This window comes from Enterobacter sp. Crenshaw (genome assembly GCF_024734705.1).
GTDB classification, from domain to species: Bacteria; Pseudomonadota; Gammaproteobacteria; order Enterobacterales; family Enterobacteriaceae; genus Enterobacter; species Enterobacter asburiae_B.
On the sequence record NZ_CP102932.1, the window covers coordinates 1,369,190 to 1,392,510 of the forward strand.

General features: G+C 55.4%; 22 protein-coding genes. 8 read left to right on the forward strand and 14 right to left on the reverse strand.

Annotated elements, in window-relative coordinates:
- Positions 1-19: 19 nt before the first annotated feature.
- From NWV12_RS06445 to NWV12_RS06455, 3 genes are all read right to left on the reverse strand, one after another.
- Complete coding sequence (locus NWV12_RS06445; RefSeq protein ID WP_101744455.1) at positions 20-2,563, reverse strand: fimbria/pilus outer membrane usher protein; 2,544 nt, start codon at positions 2,561-2,563, stop codon at positions 20-22.
- A gap of 25 nt (positions 2,564-2,588) precedes the next feature.
- Entirely contained in the window at positions 2,589-3,263 is a 675-nt protein-coding gene (locus tag NWV12_RS06450; protein ID WP_048979626.1) for a molecular chaperone, read from the reverse strand.
- A 68-nt stretch (positions 3,264-3,331) separates the two neighbouring features.
- Positions 3,332-3,868, reverse strand: a complete 537-nt coding sequence (locus NWV12_RS06455) for a fimbrial protein (RefSeq protein WP_029739812.1) — start codon at positions 3,866-3,868, stop codon at positions 3,332-3,334.
- A 266-nt stretch (positions 3,869-4,134) separates the two neighbouring features.
- Here NWV12_RS06455 and ybiB point away from each other — a divergent pair, with 266 nt between their 5' ends.
- Positions 4,135-5,097, forward strand: coding sequence for a DNA-binding protein YbiB (gene ybiB, locus NWV12_RS06460; protein WP_048979628.1), 963 nt, complete (start codon positions 4,135-4,137; stop codon positions 5,095-5,097).
- A 116-nt stretch (positions 5,098-5,213) separates the two neighbouring features.
- Here the strand turns inward: ybiB and ybiJ are convergent, their stop codons facing one another.
- The 3 genes from ybiJ to mcbA form a co-directional block, all read right to left on the reverse strand.
- Positions 5,214-5,474, reverse strand: coding sequence for a DUF1471 family protein YbiJ (gene ybiJ, locus NWV12_RS06465; RefSeq protein ID WP_023310874.1), 261 nt, complete (start codon positions 5,472-5,474; stop codon positions 5,214-5,216).
- 285 nt (positions 5,475-5,759) lie between these two features.
- Complete coding sequence (locus tag NWV12_RS06470; protein ID WP_048979630.1) at positions 5,760-6,026, reverse strand: DksA/TraR family C4-type zinc finger protein; 267 nt, start codon at positions 6,024-6,026, stop codon at positions 5,760-5,762.
- A 122-nt stretch (positions 6,027-6,148) separates the two neighbouring features.
- Positions 6,149-6,415, reverse strand: coding sequence for a DUF1471 family periplasmic protein McbA (gene mcbA, locus NWV12_RS06475; protein ID WP_032661263.1), 267 nt, complete (start codon positions 6,413-6,415; stop codon positions 6,149-6,151).
- 243 nt (positions 6,416-6,658) lie between these two features.
- On the opposite strand from mcbA, the gene rlmF reads away from it, so the two are divergent.
- Entirely contained in the window at positions 6,659-7,570 is a 912-nt protein-coding gene (gene rlmF, locus NWV12_RS06480) for a 23S rRNA (adenine(1618)-N(6))-methyltransferase RlmF (RefSeq protein ID WP_048976788.1), read from the forward strand.
- Positions 7,571-7,616: 46 nt separating this feature from the next.
- Here rlmF and ybiO read toward each other — a convergent pair whose 3' ends face one another.
- The 6 genes from ybiO to rhtA form a co-directional block, all read right to left on the reverse strand.
- Positions 7,617-9,830, reverse strand: a complete 2,214-nt coding sequence (ybiO, locus tag NWV12_RS06485) for a mechanosensitive channel protein (protein ID WP_048979632.1) — start codon at positions 9,828-9,830, stop codon at positions 7,617-7,619.
- Between the two features lie 124 nt (positions 9,831-9,954).
- Positions 9,955-10,677, reverse strand: a complete 723-nt coding sequence (glnQ, locus tag NWV12_RS06490) for a glutamine ABC transporter ATP-binding protein GlnQ (RefSeq protein WP_032641580.1) — start codon at positions 10,675-10,677, stop codon at positions 9,955-9,957.
- On the reverse strand, positions 10,674-11,333 hold the full coding sequence (gene glnP, locus NWV12_RS06495; RefSeq protein ID WP_014169254.1) for a glutamine ABC transporter permease GlnP: 660 nt from the start codon (positions 11,331-11,333) through the stop codon (positions 10,674-10,676). Before glnP ends, glnQ begins: the two co-directional genes overlap by 4 nt.
- 84 nt (positions 11,334-11,417) lie before the next feature.
- Positions 11,418-12,161 (reverse strand): glutamine ABC transporter substrate-binding protein GlnH, encoded by a 744-nt coding sequence (gene glnH, locus NWV12_RS06500; protein WP_033144999.1) that lies wholly within the window; start codon positions 12,159-12,161, stop codon positions 11,418-11,420.
- 362 nt (positions 12,162-12,523) lie between these two features.
- Positions 12,524-13,027, reverse strand: coding sequence for a DNA starvation/stationary phase protection protein Dps (dps, locus tag NWV12_RS06505; protein WP_010428924.1), 504 nt, complete (start codon positions 13,025-13,027; stop codon positions 12,524-12,526).
- Between the two features lie 299 nt (positions 13,028-13,326).
- On the reverse strand, positions 13,327-14,214 hold the full coding sequence (gene rhtA, locus NWV12_RS06510) for a threonine/homoserine exporter RhtA (RefSeq protein WP_023334998.1): 888 nt from the start codon (positions 14,212-14,214) through the stop codon (positions 13,327-13,329).
- A 354-nt stretch (positions 14,215-14,568) separates the two neighbouring features.
- Here rhtA and ompX point away from each other — a divergent pair, with 354 nt between their 5' ends.
- Positions 14,569-15,087, forward strand: coding sequence for an outer membrane protein OmpX (gene ompX, locus NWV12_RS06515; RefSeq protein WP_023310884.1), 519 nt, complete (start codon positions 14,569-14,571; stop codon positions 15,085-15,087).
- A 157-nt stretch (positions 15,088-15,244) separates the two neighbouring features.
- Here ompX and NWV12_RS06520 read toward each other — a convergent pair whose 3' ends face one another.
- Together NWV12_RS06520 and mntS are read right to left on the reverse strand one after the other, a co-directional pair.
- Positions 15,245-16,828, reverse strand: a complete 1,584-nt coding sequence (locus NWV12_RS06520) for a phosphoethanolamine transferase (RefSeq protein WP_048979633.1) — start codon at positions 16,826-16,828, stop codon at positions 15,245-15,247.
- Between the two features lie 283 nt (positions 16,829-17,111).
- Positions 17,112-17,240: a manganase accumulation protein MntS gene (gene mntS, locus NWV12_RS06525; protein WP_048979635.1), complete on the reverse strand. Its 129-nt coding sequence runs from the start codon at positions 17,238-17,240 to the stop codon at positions 17,112-17,114.
- Between the two features lie 183 nt (positions 17,241-17,423).
- Here mntS and mntR point away from each other — a divergent pair, with 183 nt between their 5' ends.
- From mntR to NWV12_RS06550, 5 genes are all read left to right on the forward strand, one after another.
- The gene (gene mntR, locus NWV12_RS06530; protein ID WP_023310887.1) at positions 17,424-17,897 is read left to right on the forward strand and encodes a manganese-binding transcriptional regulator MntR; all 474 of its coding nucleotides are present in this window, start codon (positions 17,424-17,426) and stop codon (positions 17,895-17,897) included.
- Positions 17,894-19,003, forward strand: coding sequence for an anion transporter (locus NWV12_RS06535; RefSeq protein ID WP_048976792.1), 1,110 nt, complete (start codon positions 17,894-17,896; stop codon positions 19,001-19,003). The genes mntR and NWV12_RS06535 overlap by 4 nt, the downstream gene beginning before the upstream one ends.
- Before the next feature lie 101 nt (positions 19,004-19,104).
- On the forward strand, positions 19,105-20,199 hold the full coding sequence (locus tag NWV12_RS06540) for an HlyD family secretion protein (protein WP_048979638.1): 1,095 nt from the start codon (positions 19,105-19,107) through the stop codon (positions 20,197-20,199).
- Positions 20,196-21,767 (forward strand): DHA2 family efflux MFS transporter permease subunit, encoded by a 1,572-nt coding sequence (locus NWV12_RS06545; protein ID WP_047061442.1) that lies wholly within the window; start codon positions 20,196-20,198, stop codon positions 21,765-21,767. Before NWV12_RS06540 ends, NWV12_RS06545 begins: the two co-directional genes overlap by 4 nt.
- Positions 21,767-23,290, forward strand: a complete 1,524-nt coding sequence (locus tag NWV12_RS06550; protein ID WP_048979640.1) for an efflux transporter outer membrane subunit — start codon at positions 21,767-21,769, stop codon at positions 23,288-23,290. The genes NWV12_RS06545 and NWV12_RS06550 overlap by 1 nt, the downstream gene beginning before the upstream one ends.
- Positions 23,291-23,321: the final 31 nt, after the last annotated feature.

A 23,321-nucleotide genomic window follows, 5' to 3' on the forward strand; every position in this document is an offset into this window, starting at 1 on the left:
ATGATCGGTCCGGTGTTAATCAGTGACACTGCGCGGCAGCGTTAATAATGTTGGTGTCATCCTTCTCTTGCGTCAGGGCGTAATCGGCGACGCAATGCTCGCTCGCCTCCTTGCCCCACGAAACGAAAAGGCGTCCTTGCTGCGGCAGTCCGGTGAGATACACCAGGCCGTCGTTACCGACGATAAATTCGCTGCTCTTGTCTTCCGTGGTGACCGTTGCGCCAAAGGGCAGCGGTTTGTCTTTCCAGGCCAGCGTCATTAAGACGCGGTTGCCCACGCGAGTATCGAAGCTGGCGCGAACTATCGCGCCGCGCGTTGGTGTTACCGTCTGCGAGGCGTGTGTCACGTCGGCATCGTCTGGCAGCGTCTCGGTATCCAGCGAAATTGGGTTGTGACGCCACGGAGTGACAAAGGGCACCAGCGTATAGCCGCGATAGTCCGTTTCCACGCCCGTCTGGTTGGCAACGTGCGTGCCGTGCGTTCCCGGCGCTTTAATCAGCACCACGGTTTCTCCCAGGGTCTGACCGAAGGTGACGCCGTCAGAGTGGGCGACGATGCCGCCCTGGATCCCGGCGTTCACGGTGTACTGATGGCTGTCCTGGCTTACGCCGCCGCGCACTTCACCGTAGGTGCCTTTGTAATCCGCATTCATACTGGTGGAGGTGTTGTTATTAGCGCTGTCCAGTCCCTGCTGAACGTTCCAGCTCAGCTTGTCTCCCTCCAGCGCGGTACCATTCAGGCCCAGGTTGTGGGTGGTGCCGTCTTTACCGTTGTTCAGGCTGTAGTTTGCCCAGGTGTTAGGCAGCCAGCGGTCGAGCGGAACCGACACGTTAAGGCCGATTTGTCGGTCATAGCTGATGGATTTACCGTCCTCGTCCGTGTCGTCGCTGTTTTTATTGATGCTGTAGCTCAGGCTATAGCTCACGCCGTGCCAGCTATTGTTGTAGTTAACGCTCAGGGAGGTCATATCCTGACGCTGGCTCCAGTAACTCTCTTTCACCAGGCTTAGCGTCACCGAACCCCACTTTTCGCCCAGCGTCTGGTCGACGGTGGCCTCCGCCCGTGCGCGGCGCTGCTGTGGAGCGGACCAGTCGTTTGCACTGGTCCAGGACTCCATGGTGTCCTGCAGGGTGTAAAAGCCTTTGCTGTTGTAGCGATAACCCGCCAGCGAAAAGTGAGTGCCGGTCGCGATAAAATTTTTGCTGTAGCGCAGACGAAGGGATTGCCCTTTGCTGGTTTTGCGCTTTTTCAGTAACGCTTTGGCGCGGGTAACGTCTACGGAGAACGCGCCGAGGTCACCAACGTTTTTCCCTGCGCCGAGCGCGGTGGAGTGGTAATGCGAACTCTGCTGCGTACCGCCGTAAACGGTGACGCCGTGTGGCAGGCCATAGATGGCGCTGCCCTGGGCGAAAGGGGTCTTCTCAACCTCTTTATCATATGAACGGTAGCGCCCTGCAGCGATGCTGTACTTGAGGTGTTTTTCCCGCTGCAGCACCGGCACGGAGGCAAACGGCACCACGAAGTGACTCTCGCTGCCGTCGGTCTCTTTTACCGTGACGTTCAGATCGCCGCTGCTGCCGGTGGGGTAGAGATCGTTAATCTCAAACGCGCCGGGGGCAACGGTGTTTTGGTAGATAACGTAGCCATTCTGGCGAACCACCACCTGGGCGTTACTGTGCGCCGTACCGCGTACCACCGGGGCATACCCGCGCTCGCTGTCGGGCAGCATGTCGCTTTCGGTAGCCAGCTGTGCGCCAGTGTAAGAGACACTGTCGAAAACGTCGGCCTGGGTGCTGCTCTGTCCCACGGTCAGCTCGCTCTTCAGCCCCACGATATCGCGCTGGGCATAGGTATAGACCGGGGTCAGCTTGCCGTCGCCCTGACCGCCATCCGAATTGTGGTTCCAGGTGCTGTAATTTCGCACGCGCCAGGCACCGGTGTTAAAACCGGGGCGCAGGTTAATAAACTGGCTGCTGTTGTCCGCTTTCCCATGCTGGCGGGCGTGGCTTTGGCTGGCGTTAACGCTATAGTTCAGGATGCCCGCGGTGATCCCTTCGTCATACTCTTTCGGATCGATGTAGCCGCGAGGCACCTGGCCCAGCGCCGACTGGGGAATACTCAGCAGTAGTTGCTGGTTTTTGATACGGAAAGTCGCCGAGGCCGAAGGGATGGCGCTGAGATCCGCGCATTCCCCTTTTGCCGCCAGCTTTGGATAATCTTTGGTTTTGATGCCCAGATGCGTTAATTCATCCAGACTCAGGCATGGCTGCAGGGAATCATCTCCCTGCGCATCTTTTTGTAATATAAAAAGGACGTCACGAGTGTCGATTTTATTATTATTGACGAACATCGTGACCTGATATTTACCTGGCGCCTGACCGGGACCGTTTTCATAAACAGAGAGATCGGTCTTTGCCTGCTCTGGATTATCAATATCCAGCAGGGCAGGGTTAAAATAATCATCAGCGTGGGCCTGCAGCGCGCAGCATGTCACCGCTATCCCACAAAAAGTGGGCAGCATTTCACGCAGTCGACGTAATAGCGGCTTAGTTGTGCTGTACATGATTATCCAGGCGTTGAATAGAGTATTAACGAACGGATGCAGACCAGGTTTTACTGATGCTTCCGTAATCGTTAATGACCGACCAGCTTACGGTGTTACCGTTCATATTTGCCGGAAGGGCAAAGCGGGTAGAGGTATCTGGCACAGCCCAGGTAGCTTTTGCCACTTTTTGGCCGTTCAGCGTTACGCTCTGGAAATTCATATAGAAAGGCGTGGGGTTGTTTACCACCAGATCATTACCTTCGCGGTGCCATTCCAGTTTATCAGCCACTGCTTCAGGTTTGCCTTTAATCGATGCAGGGCGATACAGCAATTTAATACGGGTATTAATGGCTATTTGTAATGTATTAACGCCCTCTTCATGACTTGAAGAAGGAATGGCTTTAATATTTAACCAGTACAACGACTCGCGATCTTCTGGCATATTTCCGCCGGTGCGCACCACGCGCAGCACGTTATCTTCTTTAGCGTTCAGACGGAACAGCGGCGGGGTAATCAGAAATGGCGCTTTACCGCCTTTTTTCAAACCGGTATCCACCCAGGACTGTACCAGATAGTTAATATCATCCGGATTGGAAATCCCAATCGAAGACTCTTTTTTCTCTCCCTGATAAACCAGTCGGGTGCCATTAATAATCACACCTGCATGGGCTGTTACTGCGGTCAGTAAAAGTGCGCTTAATAAATAACTGTGTCGCATAAATCTGTCTCAAAGAAAGAGGAGATATTAACCTTCGCGTGAAGGCGAATATCTCCTTATTGATCGTATCAGTTATAAATAACTGTAAAAGTAGACGCTGAGTTAGCCTGGCCGGCAGTGATCGATGCCTGAGTCTGTATATAACGTGCGCCAAACTCCAGATTATTTACCGTCGTGCCAGCAGCTAAAGGATACTGCTTCGAAGGCGTATATAAACTGACGGGCTGTTCGGAAGAATCCACCAGCTGAATCGCCACGCCAGTTGCCGTCGTCGCACCCGGGGTCAAGGCCAGCGTGGTGTTATTATCCGCATCTGGCGTACCGCCGAAGTTGATGGCTGCTGATGTGACCGTTTCCGGGCAGTTTTTTAACTGAATATCAAATTTCGTTAAGGTGCTGGTAGAGCCTGCGCCGGTAAACGCTGTTTTGGAGACTTTGCCCAGCGCAACATTTAGCGGACTGCTTAAGCCGTTAACCACCTGACAGGCGGAATCGATAATTTCACCTGTGAAGTTAATTTGCCCTTCACCGGTGGATGCTGCGAAAGAAGATGCAGAGCATCCCAAAGCGGCAGCAATGAATATACCTAAAGTGACTTTTTTCATATTTAAACCTGTATGTTTCTCCTTTCGACATCTGCATCCCGCATTATTCGAAGTTATGTCTCAACTACTCACCGCTGGCTATTTAATCAGAAAATTCAGGCCGGGAAAGGTCCCGCGCGGCTTCCAAATAATTCAATTAATTCTTGAAAAATAATTTTTCTTACTAAAACAACTGATTATAAAAAAACGCAGGGTGGGCAAAAAAACTAACAGCGGAGTCATCATCAGGGCTATATTGTTGATAACCTGCTGTAAGGAGAAATGTCGTGGATTATCGTAAAATTATCAAAGAGGTAGGCAGAGGTAAAAACCACGCCCGCGATCTGGACCATGAAACCGCGCGTGCGCTTTATACCCGCATGCTTAACGGCGAGGTACCGGAGCTGGAGCTGGGCGGTATCCTGATTGCGCTGCGTATTAAAGGCGAAGGTGAAGCGGAGATGCGCGGCTTCTATGATGCCATGCAGGCGCAAACGCTGCGCTTAACGCCGCCGGTGGCGAAACCGATGCCGATTGTGATCCCGAGCTATAACGGCGCGCGCAAGCAGGCAAACTTAACCCCGCTGCTCGCTATCCTGTTACACAAGCTGGGGTTCCCGGTGGTGGTGCATGGCGTTAGCGAAGATCCCACTCGCGTGCTGACGGAGACCATTTTCGGGATGCTGGGCATCGAGCCAACGCGTCATGCCGGCCAGGCGCAGGCGAAGCTGGATGGTCATCAGCCTGTTTATATCCCGGTCGGCACGCTTTGCCCGCCGCTGGAAAAGCAGCTCGATATGCGCTGGCGCATGGGCGTGCGCAACAGCGCGCACACGCTGGCGAAACTGGCCACGCCGTTTGGCGAAGATGCCGCCCTGCGTCTCTCCAGCGTTTCGCACCCGGAATACGTGGCGCGCGTGGGGCAGTTCTTTGAGGCAATTGGCGCAAGGGCATTGCTGATGCACGGCACGGAGGGCGAGGTTTATGCGAACCCGCAGCGCTGCCCGCAGGTGATGCTGATTGATTCTGCAGGCACGCGCGCCATTCTTGAGCGCGGGGAAGAGAATACCGGTGTGATACTGCCTGAGGCAAAAGATCCGCATACTACAGCCCACTGGATTGAGCAGTGCCTTGCCGGAAATGTTCCTGTTCCGCATTCGATCAAGCTGCAGATGGCCTGCTGTTTGCTGGCTACCGGAGAAGTGGAATCCGTTCAGGCCGGGCTTGAACGCGTGGCGCAGGCGTTTTAGACAAAAAAAAGCCCGTCCAGTGGCGGACGGGCAAGCAAGGGTAACAACAACAGGGTCAATGAGGGTGGAGCAGCTCACCAGAGGGTATGGCGAGGGTACAGCATTCATTCAGTCGATTATTTGTAGATAACCGCGGTACCGCTCAGCTTGTTATTGCCGTTAGCGGAGGTAATGGTGTATCCGCTTGCACCGGCAGCAGCGGCTTTCTCAGCCAGTTTGGCTTCCAGGCCGTCCAGCGTGGTGGCGCCATCAGCACTGACCACACCAACTTTGTTCATGTTCTGTGCCTGAGTAGAAGAGACAGGCTCTACGGCGAAAGCGCCGAAAGACAGAGCGGACAGGGCAACAGCAGCTACAGCATATTTGATGGTTTTCATAATTAATCTCTCGCAGGTGTTTCTGTTAAGGGGACGATGTTCCGTCGATGTGATGAGTATCACGGTTTTTTACGAGAGATAAAATCGAAGAGAATTGACTTGGTTGCTCAAAAAAATTGAATGACAAATAACTTATTGAATATTAATAAATTCAAAGTGCCGCTTTACACTTCTTGTGGATGCGCTTTACAGAAGCAATACGAAGGGCACGTTTTGCTACGCGTCTGGCTAAAAACCGTGAGCGTAAAGGAACGTGCGGGCTCGGTTAGCCTGGGTAAAGTAAAGTCAACGCAACTGGCTGTCTTTCGAACCTCTGCGATTATATCCTGAGTGAGATGAGTTTTTCGAATCTTTATGCTGCTGGCACGTAATGCAAAGCCGCGCGCCGGGGATGGCTTTTCGACGCGCCTCCGGAATGGGTTCTCCGCATTCTTCGCATTCCGTTAAGCTTTCGCCGCGCGGAATTTCACCGCGGGCACGCGCAACCGCATCTTCAATGGTACTGTTGATCTGTTCGTTAACAGCGTCGTCATTTGCCCAGCCGGAAGCCATAGCGTCCTCCTGAAATCGGTTTAGGCCATATGGTTACTATGGGGTTAAAAAATGAACAATCAAGGCGAAGGGAGAAGAGAACTGCACCCGTTGGACAGATGCAGTCTTGCGGAAGAGACAGGTTATTTATAGATGGTCGCAGTGCCGTACATATGGTTATCTCCGCCAGCGGAGTTCACTACGAATCCTTTTGCACCTTCCTGACGGGCTTTTTCGGCGAGCTTAGCCTGCAGATCGTCAAGGTTACTGGCACGGCTTACCGAAACGGTGCCCGCAGGGCGTAGCTGGCTGGTGTCAGTACTCTGGGTCAGCGACTGGACGGCCATGGCAGAGAAGGACGCGGTCGCGAGGGCGGCTGCGATAACAGCAAGGGTCAGGTACTTTTTCATAATCACATCCTCATGAGGAAACAACAGGTGATTCCCTTTAAGTTTAGAAGCCTGACGAGTGTGACTTAGCGCAAATATTTGATGATGATCTGCTTATTTTTTGAACGATATAAATTGACAATTCGCTGACGGATCATAGACATAAAGGTGTTTGATTTATGGCTATTTTTTGAACGCCGCAGAGAAAGATTTACCGTTGGGCCAGCAAAGGGTATCTTACGCCGCTGTTTAAAGGAGAATGCCATGACTGCCCAAAAGCCGGGATTGCACCCGCGAAATCGCCACCGCAGCCGCTACGACATGAACGCGTTATGCCTGAGCTGCCCGCCGCTGCAGGACTATCTTGTTCAGACCCCAGCGGGTGAGCCCTCGGTTAACTTTGCCGACCCGCAGGCGGTTAAAATGCTGAACAAAGCCCTGCTGGCGCATTTTTACGGTGTGGCTCACTGGGATATTCCGGAAGGCTTTCTCTGTCCACCCGTGCCGGGCCGCGCGGATTACGTTCATCACCTTGCCGACCTTCTTGCCGAAGGCAATGAGGGTGTCGTGCCACAGCAGGCTACCATTCTGGATATTGGCACCGGGGCGAACCTGATTTACCCGCTGATCGGGGCGCATGAATATCAGTGGCGCTTTACCGGAAGCGAAATCGGTGACGAGGCCTTTGCCAGCGCCCAGGCGATTATCAGCGCTAACCCGGGATTAAGCCGCGCCATTCGCCTGCGTCGTCAGAAAGACGCGGCGTCGATCTTCAACGGCATTATTCACAAAAACGAAAGCTATGACGCCACGATGTGCAACCCGCCGTTCCATGATTCGGCGGCATCGGCCCGTGCGGGCAGCGAGCGCAAGCGCCGTAACCTGGGTCAGGCTGAAGACGCCGCGCTGAACTTCGGCGGACAGCAGCAGGAGCTTTGGTGTGACGGGGGCGAAGTGGCGTTTATCCTGCGCATGATTGCGGAAAGCAAACAGTTTGGCCGCCAGGTGAAATGGTTCACTACGCTGGTTTCCCGCGGGGATAACCTGCCGCCGCTCTACCGCGCGCTGACCGAAGCGGGCGCCGTAAAAGTGGTGAAAAAAGAGATGGCGCAGGGCCAGAAACAGAGCCGGTTTATCGCCTGGACGTTTATGGACAATAACAAACGTCGCAAATAGCACCCTGTCATAGGCCGGGTAAGGTGAAAGCCGCCACCCGGCTCGGTTACAGCGTCGGCTCCTGCGGCGGGAGCGGCGATGCGGGCGGCGGCAATACCTGATACGTCTGCACGGGCATCCGCACGTTCGCCAGATCGAAGTGTTTTTTCACCATGCTGTCGAGGGCAAAGCGCACCGTCCACTGCTTCAGCGGCTGGGTGGTGAACGACACGCGCAGGGTAAACGCCGTGTTCGTCAGCCCGACGATGCCGGCAAATGACGGCTCTCCGATCACCAGCCCGCGGATATCCTCCATCTCCATCAGTTCTTCTACCGCATCGCGCAGCGCCTGCTTCGCTTTGTCCGCATCCTCGTGGCGATCCACATCATAGTTCGCCACAACGGAACCAATCCCGCGCACAAAGTTGGCGAAGGTGGTGATCGAAGACCAGGGGATGATGTGGTAGGCCCCGGTGTCCTGACGCACGCCAACCGAACGGATGGACATCCTCTCCACGGTGCCGGTTAACGGCCCGATGGTCACCAGGTCGCCCGTGTTCATCCCGTTCTCAAACTGGATAAAGATGCCGGTAATAATATCCTTCACCAGCGTTTGTGAGCCGAAGGAGATGGCCAGCCCCAGGGCACCGGCACCCGCCAGCAGCGGGGCGATATTCACGCCGATTTCCGACAGCACGATCATGATGGTGATGGTGCTGATAATCACCGCCAGCGCGTTGCGGAACAGGGTTAACAACGTTCTTGCCCGCGCGCTGGGCAGGGGCCTGCCGTGAATATCCGATACCAGGCGGTTCTCAATAAGGCTCGCCAGCAGCGTCCAGCCGACGGCGGAGAAGAACAGGATCAGCGCGATGCGAATCAGGATGTCGACCGTTTTTTCACCCGCACCGTTGTGCAGCCAGTTCCAGAAATCAAACAGGCTCCACGCATTCAGAAGCAGCATAATCGCCACGCAGACGGTGAGAATGCGCGCCACTTTGAGCGATACCGACATCCAGCCGTTTACCCGTTTTTGCAGTTCCGGGTAATTACGCTGCACCTGCGGCGACAGGGTGATGGTTTTCGAGATCCATCGCGACAGCAGCCCCGACACAAACGCCGCGATGCCGATAATGGCCAGGCTTTTGAACGTCGCCCCCATCATAAATTTCAGGCTATTGCCCGGGTCAAACAGCGAGAAGAAGCACAGCACGATGAAGTAAGCGCTTGCCAGCCAGTGCCACACCAGGGCGAACGCGCGAATAAAGAGGCTAAAGAACGAGAGGGAGCGATCGGCCAGATTCAGCAGGCTTTGGGTAATGGTTTTTTTATTGTGGAAGATCAGATACAGCGACCAGACGGTAATGCAGATCATGATTAGGACGTTTGCCAGCGCGCCAAACTGGACGTTCACCTGGTTGGAGATGATCGGCACGGCAACCAGCAGGCCGTAGCCAATCAGCCCGCTGAGCACGCTCAGACGCAGCGCCCAGTACTTCGCGCTCGCATCCCGAATGGAGAAAGGCCGCAGCTCCGGCACGTGCGGACAAAAGAGTAACCGCAGCAGCGCCTTGAAGAACTCAATCAGGGCAAAGGCATTCAGGAAAAGCGACTGCTGGAAGGCGATGGTTTTGTTGCCTGCATTCAGCCTGTCGGCCAGCATCTGGCCTAAAAACAGCGTCAACGCCAGCAGCAGTAAATCGATGATAAACGCTGAGGCTATCATCAACGGCAGGTGCAGCCAGCTGCTTTTATGCTGATTCTTCCTGCGTCCCCATTGCCCCATTTTGCGGTAAAGCGGCCACGCGCACAGGCGCACCAGCCAGTAAAAAAGAAATACCGCACCCGCCAGCATCAGGAACTGCGTGGCGGCGGCGGTAAACGTTTGCGGGTTAAACGGCTTGTGCGGTGAGCCAATCAGGTTGCGGTACAGCTGAGCGAAGCGTGAGGAGAGCGCTTCCCCATAGTGGCGGCTCACGTCGGTGACGTTTTCCAGCACCGTTTTTTGCTCCTCAACCTGCGGCGGGGTGAGGGTTGGCACCGACTCCTGCGGCGGCGTGGCGGCGGCTTTGCGCAGCTGGCCAATGAGCTCCTGCCGGGAGGTGTCGTTTTCAAGGACGTCGGCAAGCGCACCGTAGGCGGCTTTTTTCTGTTCAACATCGGGTTCCGGAGGCGGCGTATTTTGCCGGGTCGCAGGGGTTCCGGTGGTGACGCCGGGGATCGCGACGGCGAACGAAGGCGCACTAAACAGGCTAATCAACAGCAGCAGGATCCACGGCACGGCGTCCTCCGGTGAAAATGTCGAACAAAATGATAAGTATAGAAGTCGAGACGAGGAGGGGGATTTTTGGGAACAATCTGGCGTAAAAAAGCCGGGCAAGCCCGGCTTAGCGTAAAGCGATGGATCAGGAGACGTGCTGCAGGAACTCCTGCAAACGCTGGCTCGGCGGGTTCGCAATCAATTCCTGCGGGTTACCGTCTTCCGCGATACGGCCTTTATCAATAAAGATCAGGCGGGACGCCACTTTCTCGGCAAAGCCGATTTCGTGGGTTACGATAACCATCGTCATCCCTTCTTCCGCCAGATCCTGCATGACTTTCAGCACCTCGTGGCGCAGCTCCGGGTCGAGTGCGGACGTAGGCTCATCAAACAGCATCATTTTCGGTTTGACCGCCAGGGCGCGGGCAATCGCCACACGCTGCTGTTGACCGCCGGACAGCTCGGAAGGGAAGTGGTGCGCACGTTCTGCCAGGCCGACTTTCGCCAGCAGATCTTTTGCCAGCGCTTCCGCCGCCGCTTTGCTGGCACCGCGCACGCGCAGTGGGCCAAACATCACGTTTTCCAGCGCCGTCAGGTGCGGGAACAGGTAGAACTGCTGGAACACCATGCCCGCTTCCTGACGAATCAGACGGTCGTCCACTTTTGGGTCGTTTACCTTCAGGCCGTCGACGATCAGATCGCCGCTGGTGATCTCTTCCAGCTTGTTGATGCAGCGAAGCAGGGTGGATTTACCGGAGCCGGATGGCCCAATAATCACCACCACTTCACCCTGTTTGATGTTCAGATCGATATTGTGCAGCACCTGGGTTGGGCCAAAGTGCTTGGAAACGTTTTTAAATTCAATCACAGGATTTTCATCCTTCTTTCAAGACGACGCAGAACGAAGCTCAGAACCAGAGTAATGATCAGGTAGACAACGGCTACCGCACTCCAGATTTCCAGCGCGCGGAAGTTGCCAGCAATGATCTCCTGCCCCTGACGGGTCAGCTCGGCCACGCCGATAACAATGAACAGCGACGTATCTTTAATGCTGATGATCCACTGGTTACCGAGCGGCGGCAGCATGCGACGCAGCGCCAGCGGCAGAATAACGTGGCGGATCGTTTCGCGACGAGAAAGACCTAGCGCCAGACCGGCTTCACTGAAACCTTTATGAATCGACAGCACCGCACCGCGGGTGATTTCCGCAATGTAGGCGCCTGAGTTGATCATAATGGTGACGACGGCTGCGCTGAACGGGTCGATGCGCAGGTCGGTGAACGCCATTGGCAGGGCGAAGTAGATGAACATGACCTGCACGACAATTGGGGTGCCGCGGATCACTTCGATGAAAACCAGTGCGATGTGGTTTGCGATCCAGCCGCCGTAGGTGCGGGCGAAACCGGCGACAAGACCGATAATCAACCCACCAACCAGACCCAGGACCGAAATCCACAGGGTCATTTTAGCGCCTTCAAGCAAGATAGGAATGGCAGGCCAGATGGCGCTCCAGTCAAACTGCATGATAATTTCCTGTTACTGTTACCGTGTTTCAAAAATAGCAGGGGCGAAAGGTCGCCCCCGAGTGAACGTCATTTTTACGTCTTATTATTTAGGCTCGGTACCGAACCATTTTTTGTAGATTTCGTTATAGGTGCCGTTCTCTTTCAGCGTTTTCAGCGCGCCGTTAACTTTCGTGCGCAGGTCGTCGCTGCCTTTCGGGAAGGCGATACCGTACTGCTGTGCTTCCAGAGACTCGCCAACGGCTTTGAACTTGCCGTTACCGGCTGTCTTGATGAAGTACAGGATGTTAGGCGTGTCGTGCAGAACAGCGTCAGCACGGCTGGTGCCGAGTTCCATGTACGCGTTGTCGATGTTCGGGAACTGACGCAGGTCTTTGGTTTTGATATTTGCTTTCGCGTAATCAACAGAACCGGTGCCGCTCTTCACTGCCACTACTTTGCCGTCGAGATCTTTCACGCTTTTTACGTCGTTATTATCGGCTTTGACCATGACCAGCAGGCCGCTTTTGTAGTAGCCGTCAGAGAAGTCGATCGCTTTTTTACGTTCATCGGTAATGGTGATGCCTGCCAGCGCCAGATCAACGTTTTTGGTTTGCAGTGCCGGGATGATGCCGCTGAAGTCCATAGGCTTCAGGGTGTAATCCAGCTTGAGTTCTTTTGCGACAGCGGCCCACAGATCCACATCAAAACCAACGTATTTATCACCCTGTTTGAATTCAAACGGAACGAACGCCGTGTCGGTCGCCACAACCAGTTTGTCGGCAGCCTGAGAGGACACTGCAAAAGCCAGGGTAAGTGCAGCCAGTGAAACTTTTAATACAGACTTCATAGCATTTCCTTTTATATCCACGGGGCGATCCCCTGCGAGAACAGGTGGCACAATGAAAAAATCGTGCCAACTTTACAAGCTATTGTTTTGCAAAGGGGATGATGTCATGCATTGCACAATAAATGGGGCAATGAGGCTTTATTGCACCAAAGTGGAGCACCGTTTTGGTGCGCTTCGTTTGGCTCAACTGACGGGGAGATATTTAGCGTAAATTCTGACGAAAAAACAATCTTCCGTTAACGGTTGTGTGAGGTGATTATTACATTTCGTTCACTTTTGCAGGTGTGCAGACAAAAACTGTGCACCATAGATGTGCAAAACCCTCACCGGAGGGCGAGGGTTTGATAGAAAATTCGTATGAATTATTCGATGTTAGATTCGATAAACCACAGGAACTGGTCCAGGTCGCGGGAGGCGGCGGTGAAAATATCTGCGGTATCTTCGTCTTTGGCTTCGCCGATCGCTTTGCGCACGTCATTGGCCACAATCGCGTAGCGGTCCGCCAGCTCTTTCAGGTGATCCTGAACGGTATGGATATCCAGCGGATAACTCTTCAGTGGCGTTTTGCTGTTGATCACCTGCGTGGTGCCCAGCGCCACGCCGCCCAGCTGAACGGCGCGTTCAGCCATCGTATCGAGGTGGGTCACCAGTGCTGTGCGGAAGCCATCCAGCATTTCATGAACGGCAATAAAGTTTGCACCGCGCATATTCCAGTGGGCCTGTTTGGTGATCAGCGAAAGATCGATGAACTGGATCACCTGGCGATTCAGCAACTCAATGGTCGCCTTTTTGTCGCTATCCGATACATCGTTACGGGTATAAAGCAGATTAGACGCTTTCGTTTTCACCAGTTTAGCGGTACTCATAATCTCATATCCTCTTGATGTTTATGTCCCAGGTAATTACGGAATTAAGTATAGCACCGGATTTTTTCTCTGCGGTTTGGCTGTGCCTATCGGTTTAATAGCGAGAAGTGGCTTGTGAATTTAATTCATTGAAATGAATGGGTAATTTTAAAATTGATACAGATCAATCTTAATTGCTGGATGGGGATGTAAACGCAGAGGGATATTTCGGAAATAGAACAAAGTGTGTAAGAAATTATAACGACTGTCTTTCTGGCCTTTATTCTGCATGGCATGGAAGCCATGCAGAATATATGGCCTTAGCTGATATCCACTTTCTCAACTTTAGGTTCCGGGCGCATGGTGAGCGTCGAGCCCATTGATGCCGCGATAATCGAGCAGAGCGCCAGCGTCTGGGTCAATGTCAGGGTTTCGCCGAGAAACACCATTCCGGAAATGGCGGCTAGCGCAGGCTCCATGCTCATCAGGGTGCCAAATATACGCGTCGGCAGACGCGTAAGGGCAATCATCTCCAGAGAGTAGGGGAGTGCGGTAGAGAGAATCGCGACCGCCAGCCCGATGGGCATGACGGACCATTGCCAGATAGATTCGGTCGCCTGCGCCATGCCGATAGGCACGAAGACGATGGCTGCGATCAGGGAACCTAACGCGACGGTCGCCGGACCGTGCTCTTCTCCTGCACGCTGGCCCGTAAGTATATAGACGGCCCAGCAGGCGCCAGCACCCAGCGCCAGGGCTGCGCCCGTCAGATCGATCTCAGCGACGCTCTGGCCCAGCGGCAGCAGGAACCATAAGCCCAGAACGGCTAACACGACCCAGATAAAATCGACCGGACGTCGCGAGGAGAAAAGCGCCACCGCCAGCGGGCCGGTAAACTCCAGCGCGACGGCGATCCCCAGCGGTATCGTCTGAATAGAGAGGTAGAACAGATAGTTCATTGCCCCGAGGGAAAGTCCATAAAACAGCAGGGGTAAACGCTGCTCCTTTTTGAAGCGCAGACGCCAGGGTTTGAAAATGACCACCAGTATCGCCGTGCCCAGCACGATACGCAGGGCAGTCACGCCTGGCGCACCAACCAGCGGGAAAAGTGATTTTGCCAGCGAAGCACCGCTTTGAATGGACAACATGGCAATGAGTATGACTGCCACCGGCAACCAGACCGACGACGTGCGGGATAACCCAGGCATCCTTTCTCCTGTCAGCTTATGTCAAATGAGGTAAAGGTTGCAGTGTAAAGGAAATAAGCGGCAACGGTTGAGGTGCTGTTGAAAAAAAACCGTGTCAAATCCGTAAAATGGTTAAGCGCTGGTGGATTTATCGCCTGATAGATTAGGAATAATCTGGATGAATGTAACGGCGCGTACGCGCAATATGCGCATTTAGTAGTGAAAATTGCATGTGATTTGAAAGAGATAGCTGATGCTGGAAACGTTCTGTTACAGGAAAGGTTTCATTAGACATCACGAATCACAAAGAGTTTCGCAAATTTTTTTGATATATTTAAAACTTACGGACTTACTTGAAGCACATTTGAGGTGGTTATGAAAAAAATTGCATGTCTTTCAGCACTGGCCGCTGTACTGGCTGTTTCCGCAGGTACCGCTGTAGCTGCTACTTCTACTGTTACTGGTGGTTACGCTCAGAGCGACTATCAGGGCGTGATGAACAAAGCTAACGGTTTCAACCTGAAGTATCGCTACGAGCAGGATAACAACCCACTGGGCGTGATCGGTTCTTTCACCTACACCGAGAAAGATCGTTCTGAAAACGGCGCATACAACAAAGGCCAGTACTACGGTATCACCGCTGGTCCAGCTTACCGTCTGAATGACTGGGCGAGCATCTACGGTGTTGTAGGTGTTGGCTACGGTAAATTCCAGCAGACTGAAAACCAGAGCGAAAGCCGCACTGCAAGCAACAGCGACTATGGCTTCTCCTATGGCGCAGGCCTGCAGTTCAACCCAATCCAGGACGTTGCTCTGGACTTCTCCTATGAGCAGAGCCGTATCCGCAACGTTGACGTTGGCACCTGGATCGCGGGCGTAGGTTACCGCTTCTAATCACTTCGGTGATTAAATAAAAAATCCGCCCACTGTGGCGGATTTTTTTTTGAAGGTAAAAGCAAAACGGCAACCCCAGGTTGCCGTTTTTAGTGTTTGTTCCCTCTCCCCGTGGGAGAGGGCCAGGGTGAGGGCATCAGTCCGCACGAGACGGCAATTACTTACTCTTAATATCAAAAATATCCGTACCCAGATGGTTGTAGTCAACTTTCTGTAACTTGAAGTTGGTAACGTACACTGGGGGAGCTTTCTTGTTAGAGACAAACGGGTAAGCCGTTTTTATCTGCTCGGCTGTAATCCCCGTCCACTGCGAGAAGAACTGCAGGAAATCATTAGCCGAACGGCGCGCTTTAATCACGCGATGCGTTTTATCATCACTCGACAGCACCATAAACGGCACCTGGAAGTTCTGCTGGAACTTGTCATCGTGCGCCAGGTACTGCACCTCTTTACCACGCTCTTTAAACGCCAGCCCGTGATCCGAGAAATAGACCATGGAGAAGCTGTCGCCCGTATTGCGCAGCTGATCGTACAGCTTGCTCAGCAGCTCATCGGTTTGCGTCATGGTGGAGAGATAGCAAGAGGTCTCTTTGGACTGCACGAACTCCGCGTACTTCCCGCCGGTCCGATCGCAGGCCTGCGGGTGCGACCCCATCAGGTGCAGGACGATCAGCTGAGGCTGGGTGCGCGGAGTGGCGAAGACCTGTGCCGTCATTTTCAACAGCGCTTCGTCTTTGGTGTTTTTGTCGGCTTCAAAGTCGCCGTTCTTCAGGAACTGCACTTCGTCGGCACGTTTGGCGATACTGGCGATGGCCGTATCGTATTCGCCAATTTGCCCCTGATTGGAGAACCACCAGGTCTGATAACCCGCGCGGTTTGCCAGGGTGACAAAATTATCCTGATACTGGGGTTTGCCGTCGACGACACGGTTTAGGGTCAGGCCGAGCGATTTCTGCGTCGAGCCGCTGGCCGCGACATAATCGGTAAACAGCGTGCCTTTAACCGAACTGGCAAACGGTGTGTTATCCCAGTGTCCGCCGAAGGCTCCCATTGCATCGCGACGGGCACTTTCGCCAATCACCACCACATAGGTGTGATATTTCGGCTTAACGGCCAGCACGTTCCAGGTGTCTTTCATATTGGAAAGCTCAGCCATGCGCGCCTGCTCGTCGAGAACCTCTTTATTATTGACAACGACGTCCTTCACGAAGCGGAAAACCGGATAGCCGATATTGGTGAGCCTTAGCTTACCGTCCCAGGGAATATTCTGGATGGGAGCGACAAACGCCACGGCAACGCTGAACACCAGACAGAGTATTTCGATCTTACCCCAGGGTTTTTTCTCGCCCGGCTGACGGCGGATGGCGATGACGCCCAGCGCGAAGATAAAGAGCCCGACCACGTAGCTGTACCACGGGAAGATCGTCAGGATCTCCGTTGACTCTTCCATATTGGTCGAGTGCAGCGCCAGCAGGGTATTAAAGTTTGGCGAGCCGTAAGCCTGACCAAACGGGAAATAGAGTGCAGCGACCAGCGAGCAGATCCCGATTAACGCTTTTTGCACGCGCGGTGCGGTTCGCCACAGCACATGCAGAACGCAGGTGAAAGCCACCGCGTAGAGCAGACTAAAGGGATAACCCAGCGCAAAGTTAATCAGTAATGACTGCAAAAAGTAAAAACCCGTCCACGGGCTTAAGGCCCGGCTGCGGGTCACAACGGTATCTATCAGGGTTACATTCATAGGTCACTATCATGGATGAAAACGCCATGTGCTCACCCTGGCGTCAAGGGTCATAACCTGCCTGACAGTGCGTGGAGAGGGAATGAGGGTCCGCTTCAGCGAGCCGCAAATTGTGCAGGGCTGCAAGAAGATAGTGCGAGCGCTGAATAATATCAACAGTTGCTAAGCAGATGTTTTGAGAAGGGGACTGCAAATCCGTAAAAAAGATCGGGAATAAGGCGGCTGGAAGCCAGTTTACAGCGAGATTGTGACGGGAAAATGAAGCGGCGTACCGCAACGCCGCTTAGTGGGTAGGTTTGTCGTCCTGATGCGGTTTGGTGTTAAACATATCGCACAGCATGTTCAACAGCATTAAGCGCACTTTAAAGGGAGAGTGGGTAAACACGGTCATGCACCTCTTGAATTCGTTCATAAGACCTCCTGAGTTTTGATCCCTTCGATCCGTGAAGGGTGACTGCATTACATACAGATATAGCACAGGCTATATTGTATAGCTATGGCTATTTCGTTAATTTTTTGTGCTTGCGGAGCTATGGTTTACAATGTGCGCTCTCGAATCCGGGCGCTGGAAGCGTCACCCCACTGAGGAAGTACAATGAACCGTCGCGCAGGTCATCCGACAATGAGGAAAACGACGCAACTGGTGAATGTTGAAGAACATGTCGAAGGTTTTCGCCAGGTCCGTGAAGCGCACCGGCGTGAACTGATTGATGATTATGTTGAACTCATTTCCGATCTGATTCGTGAGGTCGGTGAAGCGCGCCAGGTCGATATGGCCGCCAGGCTGGGGGTTTCACAGCCAACTGTCGCTAAAATGTTAAAACGCCTGGCTTCCGTGGGCTTAATTGAAATGATCCCCTGGCGCGGTGTTTTTCTGACGCCGGAAGGGGAGAAACTCGCGCAGGAGAGCCGCGAGCGCCATCAGCTTGTCGAGAATTTTTTACTGGTGCTGGGCGTCAGCCCGGAGATCGCCCGCCGGGATGCGGAAGGTATGGAACACCACGTCAGCGAAGAGACGCTGGTGAAGTTTCGCGAATTTACCCTTAAATATGGTCCCTCCGCTGAATGAAAATCCCCGGACTGCAGGCCCTGGCACGCGATCGTTTCTTCCATCTCTTATTAATCATTGGCGCAGCGTTAAGCCTCTTTGTGCCGTTTGCGCCACACGCCTGGCCCGCTGCAATTGACTGGCGCACCATCATTACCCTGAGCGGTTTAATGATGCTCACCAAAGGGGTCGAGCTGAGCGGCTACTTTGACGTTCTGGGCCGTAAGATGGTGCGCCGCTTTGCCACCGAGCGCAGGCTGTCCCTGTTTATGGTGTTCTCCGCCGCGGTGCTGTCGACGTTTCTGACCAACGATGTGGCGCTGTTTATCATCGTGCCCCTGACGCTTACGCTGCGTAAGCTTTGCGAGATCCCCGTCAGCCGGCTGATCATCTTTGAAGCGCTGGCCGTCAATGCTGGCTCGCTTCTGACGCCAATCGGCAACCCGCAAAATATCCTTCTGTGGGGACGGTCCGGGCTGTCGTTCGCCGCCTTTACCTGGCAGATGGCCCCTTTGGCGCTGGTGATGATGCTGTCGCTGCTGGCGGTGTGCTGGTTTGCGTTTCCGGATAAAAAGCTGCAGTACCACAGCGGCACAACGGGCCCGCAGTGGCAGCCGCGCCTGGTGTGGAGCTGTCTCGGGTTATACATCGTCTTTCTGTTCGCGCTGGAGCTGAAGTATGAGCTGGCGGGCGTCCTGCTCGTTGCCGCGGGGTTTGTCGTCCTGGCGCGTCGCGTGCTGGTGAGCGTGGACTGGACGCTGCTGCTGGTCTTTATGGCGATGTTTATTGATGTGCATCTCCTTATCCAGCTTCCGGTACTGCAGAACGTTCTGCACAGCGTCAGCACGCTGTCTCAGCCGGGACTGTGGCTGACGGCGATTGGCCTGTCGCAGTTTATCAGCAACGTACCGTCCACCATTCTGCTGCTCAACTATGTTCCGCCCGATACGCTTCTGGCCTGGGCGGTGAACATCGGCGGGTTTGGGCTGCTGCCCGGCTCGCTGGCAAACCTGATCGCTCTGCGCATGGCCAACGACCGTCGTATCTGGTGGCGTTTCCACGTCTGGTCGATTCCGATGCTGGTTTGGGCCGCGGCGATCGGTTTCGGAATATTCCTTCTCATATAGTGCGCAATTTGTCAGTTTTTCCTGGCAAACGTATAGCAACGTCCTAGCTTTAGTGAACGGCATAGTGTGATGCCGCTCACTGACAGGACCGTTGCTGAACTATGGCTGAAGATCAAAACCCGCCTGCTGACGAGCAGGACAAAAACAATAATGAGCGTAAGCGCCCGGGCAAGAAACCGTTAATTATCCTCGGCATTGTCGTGGTGGTGATGGTCGTCGTGGCGCTGGTCTGGTGGTTTTTAACCCGTAACGAAGAGACGACCGACGACGCCTTTACCGACGGCGACGTGGTGACGATTGCCCCCAAAACGGCGGGCTACGTTACCGAGCTGCGCGTGCGCGATAACCAGCGCGTGAAAAAGGGCGATCTGCTGGTGGTTATCGATCCGCGGGACACCACCGCGCAGCGCGATCAGGCTCAGGCCCAGCTTGGGCTGGCTATCGCGCAACTGCATCAGGCGCAGGCACAGCTGGCGCTCTCGAAGGTGCAATATCCCGCCCAGCGTGACGAAGCCAAAGCGCAGGTGCTGAAAGCGCAGGCCGATCTGGCGAACGCGCAGGCAGAGTACCGTCGTCAGCGCGGCGTCGACCCGCGTGCGACCACTCAGCAAAGTATCGATTCCGCGAACGCACAGCTGCGTAGCGCACAGGCGGGGCTGGCCAGCGCTCAGGCGCAGCTGGAAGTGGCAGAGCAGGTCCAGCTGCAAATCCGCCAGCAGGAAACCAACGTTGAAGCGCGCGAGCGTCAGGTCGATCAGGCTAAAGCGCAGCTGGAAACGGCCAACCTTAATCTCTCCTATACCGAAGTCCGCGCCCCGTTCGACGGCGTCGTCACCAAACGCAACGTACAGCCCGGTACGCTGGTGCAGGCGGGAACGGCGCTGTTCTCGCTGGTTTCCCCGAACGTGTGGGTGGTCGCGAACTTTAAAGAGTCGCAGCTTGAGCGCATGACGCCGGGCGATAAGGTCAACGTGTCCGTCGACGCGTGGCCGGATATGAAGCTTGAAGGGCACGTAGACAGTATCCAGCAGGGCAGCGGCTCGCGCTTCTCCGCCTTCCCGGCAGAAAATGCCACCGGTAACTTTGTCAAAATTGTGCAGCGCGTGCCGGTCAAAATCGTGATTGATAAGGGCCTGGATCCAAACAAACCGCTGCCGCTGGGGCTGTCGGTTGCACCGAAGGTGACGGTGGAATGACGGATCACAGCCACGACAGCTGGAAACCCGCCAGCAATCCGTGGGCGGTGGCGATTGTCGTCACCCTGGCGGTATTCATGGAAATTCTGGACACCACCATCGTCAACGTGGCGCTCCCCCACGTGGCAGGCTCGCTCTCGTCCAGCTATGACGAATCCACCTGGGTGTTAACCAGCTATCTGGTCGCGAACGGCATCGTGCTGCCCATCTCGGCTTTTCTGAGCCGGGTGTTTGGCCGCAAGCAGTTCTTCCTGATTTGCATCGTCATGTTCACCGTCTGCTCGTTCCTGTGCGGGATTGCCACCGAGCTGTGGCAGATCATCCTGTTCCGCGTGATGCAGGGCTTTTTTGGCGGCGGGCTGCAGCCCACGCAGCAGTCGGTGCTGCTCGACTACTTCAAACCCGAAGACAGGGGCAAAGCGTTTGGTCTGTCCTCCATTGCGATTATCGTTGCGCCGGTGCTTGGCCCGACGCTGGGCGGCTGGATCACCGATAACTATTCCTGGCGCTGGGTGTTCTTTATCAACATTCCGGTGGGGATTGTCACGGTGCTGGCGATCTACCAGCTGCTGGAAGATCCGCCGTGGGAGAGCAAATCAAAAGAGAAGCTGACTATCGACTGGACGGGGATCGGCCTGATCGCGCTGGGGCTGGGCTGTCTGCAGGTGATGCTCGACCGGGGAGAAGATGAGGACTGGTTCTACTCGAACTTTATCCGCACCTTCGGCGTGTTGACGCTTGTCGGCATTATCGGCGCCATCTACTGGCTGGTGTATGCCAGAAAGCCGGTGGTGGATCTGCACTGCATGAAGGACCGCAACTTTGCCATCTCCAGCCTGCTGATGGCGGGGATGGCGATGATTTTGTACGGCAGCTCGGTGGTGATCCCGCAGCTGGCGCAGCAGGACCTGGGCTACACCGCTACCTGGTCCGGGCTGGTGCTGTCGCCCGGCGCGGTGCTGATTGTTTTAACCATTCCGCTGGTGCTGAAGCTGATGCCGGTGGTGCAGACGCGCTGGATCATCGCCTTTGGCTTTACCTGTCTGGCGGTGTCGTTCTTCTGGTCGCGAACGCTGACGCCGGATATCGACTTCGAAACCCTGGTGCTGTTCCGCAGCGCCCAGTCGATAGGGCTGGGGTTCCTGTTTGTGCCGCTCACGACGATTGCGTTTATCTCAATACCGAGGCGGCTGAATGCCGATGCGGCGGCGCTGTTTACCATGTTCCGCAACGTCGCGGGCTCGATTGGCATATCCCTTTCGACGGCGGCCATCACCGAACGCGCCCAGGCGCACAGCGCGCATCTTGCGTACCACGCCTCGCCGCTTAACGAGCAGTTCCAGCAGGCGATACGCGAAAGCGCCCAGGCGATCCAGAACTTCACCACCCAGGTGGGCGACCCCACCGGCATCGCCACCGGACGCATGTACCAGACCATGATTGAGCAGTCACGCATCCTGGCCTACATCGACGTCTTTACCATCCTGAGCGCGGTGGCCTTGTTACTGATTCCGTTTTGTTTGTTGCTCTCGCCGGTTAAGAGCGAGGGGAGTGCAGGAGCACATTGATGATACACAGACGTTTACACCCCCTGATGATAATGATGCTGCTGGCGGGCTGCGCCGTCGGGCCTGACTACCAGCAGCCTGCGCCGCCCGCCGTTACGCACTGGAACGATAAGGGCGACAGCGCGGTGAAATCGCAAACTACTTCCGCTGCGACCAATCCGCGCTGGTGGAAGACCTTCGGCTCGCCGCAGCTCGACAGCCTGGTTGAGCGCGCCATTGCCGGAAACCTGACGCTGCAGCAGACGGTGCTGCGCATCGCCGGGGCGCGAGAGCAGATTAACCAGGCGGGCGGGGCGTTTTATCCGTCGGTCAACGGCAATCTGCAGGCGACGCGCCAGCAGCTTGGCCTGGAAGGAGAGCTGAAATCCCACGGCGTGTATGACCAGGTGGATAGTATCGATCCCAACCTGAAGGGCGCGCTAGGGCCGCTGACGCAGCCGATTAACCTCTACCAGGGCAGCTTCGACGCCCAGTGGGAAATCGACCTGTGGGGCAAGGTGCGTCGTCAGGTGGAAGCCGCCGAAGCGCAGCAGAAAGCGGCTATCGAGCAGCGTAACGACGCGCTGGTATCGCTGGAGGCCGAAGTGGCGCGCGCGTGGCTCCAGCTGCGCGGGGCGCAGAGCATTATCGCCACGCTGAACACCCAGATTAAAAGCGCGCAGCAGACGCTGGATCTCACCGAAAGCCGCCAGCGCGGCGGGCTGTCGCCGCAGATGGACGTGGAAAACGCCCGGGCGCAGTTAGGCAATCTTGAGGCCCAGCTTCCGCAATATCAGGCGCAGGAGCGGCAGGCGATGAACGGCCTGGCGATCCTGCTCGGCAAGCCGCCAGGGGCGCTGGATGCGGAATTGCAAAGCGTGCAGCCGATGCCGGCCCTGCCGGATATTGTGCAGACCGGCATTCCGTCCACGCTGGCACGACGCCGTCCGGACGTGCGCGAAGCGGAGGCGAACCTCCACGCCGCCACGGCGCAAATCGGCGTCTCGGTGGCGGAGCTGTTCCCGAGCTTTACGCTCTCCGGGCAGTTTGGCCTGCGCAACAGCGAAACCAACTGGCTGACCGACTGGAGCAGCCACTTCTACAGCTTCGGCCCGCAGGTCTCCATTCCCATCTTCCAGGGCGGTCGACTGGTCTCCAGCGTCAAGGTGGCGCGCGCGCAGCAGGGGGCGGCGGTGCTGGACTATCGCCAGACGGTGCTGACCGCGCTCGGCGATGTCGAAAACGCGCTGGTGAGCTATCGCACCGACCAGCAGCGTGAAGCGGGTCTCGCAAAAACGATCGACGCCCTGCAAAACGCCTTTGATTTAGCGAGCGACAGCTACCGGCAGGGGATCGCCAGCTTTATCGACGTGCTGGACGCCCAGCGTCAGCTGGCGCAGGCCCAGCAGCAGCGCGCACAGGCGCAGGTGCAGAGCGCGCTCGATCTGGTGGCGCTCTACAAGGCCCTCGGCGGCGGCTGGGAGCCGTATCAGCAGGTGCAGTTACCAGACTACAGCGTCTTTGGCGACGCCCCGCGCGGATAAATTCAGAGGATTGGGCAAGAAACGGACAGGA

What these genes read in the sequence shown, in the direction of transcription:
- NWV12_RS06445 (WP_101744455.1), bottom strand. Translation starts at nt 2,563, where the DNA reads ATGTACAGCACAACTAAGCCGCTATTACGTCGACTGCGTGAAATGCTG.
- NWV12_RS06450 (WP_048979626.1), bottom strand. Translation starts at nt 3,263, where the DNA reads ATGCGACACAGTTATTTATTAAGCGCACTTTTACTGACCGCAGTAACA.
- NWV12_RS06455 (WP_029739812.1), bottom strand. Translation starts at nt 3,868, where the DNA reads ATGAAAAAAGTCACTTTAGGTATATTCATTGCTGCCGCTTTGGGATGC.
- ybiJ (WP_023310874.1), bottom strand. Translation starts at nt 5,474, where the DNA reads ATGAAAACCATCAAATATGCTGTAGCTGCTGTTGCCCTGTCCGCTCTG.
- NWV12_RS06470 (WP_048979630.1), bottom strand. Translation starts at nt 6,026, where the DNA reads ATGGCTTCCGGCTGGGCAAATGACGACGCTGTTAACGAACAGATCAAC.
- mcbA (WP_032661263.1), bottom strand. Translation starts at nt 6,415, where the DNA reads ATGAAAAAGTACCTGACCCTTGCTGTTATCGCAGCCGCCCTCGCGACC.
- rlmF (WP_048976788.1), top strand. Translation starts at nt 6,659, where the DNA reads ATGACTGCCCAAAAGCCGGGATTGCACCCGCGAAATCGCCACCGCAGC.
- glnP (WP_014169254.1), bottom strand. Translation starts at nt 11,333, where the DNA reads ATGCAGTTTGACTGGAGCGCCATCTGGCCTGCCATTCCTATCTTGCTT.
- glnH (WP_033144999.1), bottom strand. Translation starts at nt 12,161, where the DNA reads ATGAAGTCTGTATTAAAAGTTTCACTGGCTGCACTTACCCTGGCTTTT.
- dps (WP_010428924.1), bottom strand. Translation starts at nt 13,027, where the DNA reads ATGAGTACCGCTAAACTGGTGAAAACGAAAGCGTCTAATCTGCTTTAT.
- rhtA (WP_023334998.1), bottom strand. Translation starts at nt 14,214, where the DNA reads ATGCCTGGGTTATCCCGCACGTCGTCGGTCTGGTTGCCGGTGGCAGTC.
- ompX (WP_023310884.1), top strand. Translation starts at nt 14,569, where the DNA reads ATGAAAAAAATTGCATGTCTTTCAGCACTGGCCGCTGTACTGGCTGTT.
- NWV12_RS06520 (WP_048979633.1), bottom strand. Translation starts at nt 16,828, where the DNA reads ATGAATGTAACCCTGATAGATACCGTTGTGACCCGCAGCCGGGCCTTA.
- mntS (WP_048979635.1), bottom strand. Translation starts at nt 17,240, where the DNA reads ATGAACGAATTCAAGAGGTGCATGACCGTGTTTACCCACTCTCCCTTT.
- mntR (WP_023310887.1), top strand. Translation starts at nt 17,424, where the DNA reads ATGAACCGTCGCGCAGGTCATCCGACAATGAGGAAAACGACGCAACTG.
- NWV12_RS06535 (WP_048976792.1), top strand. Translation starts at nt 17,894, where the DNA reads ATGAAAATCCCCGGACTGCAGGCCCTGGCACGCGATCGTTTCTTCCAT.
- NWV12_RS06540 (WP_048979638.1), top strand. Translation starts at nt 19,105, where the DNA reads ATGGCTGAAGATCAAAACCCGCCTGCTGACGAGCAGGACAAAAACAAT.
- NWV12_RS06545 (WP_047061442.1), top strand. Translation starts at nt 20,196, where the DNA reads ATGACGGATCACAGCCACGACAGCTGGAAACCCGCCAGCAATCCGTGG.
- NWV12_RS06550 (WP_048979640.1), top strand. Translation starts at nt 21,767, where the DNA reads ATGATACACAGACGTTTACACCCCCTGATGATAATGATGCTGCTGGCG.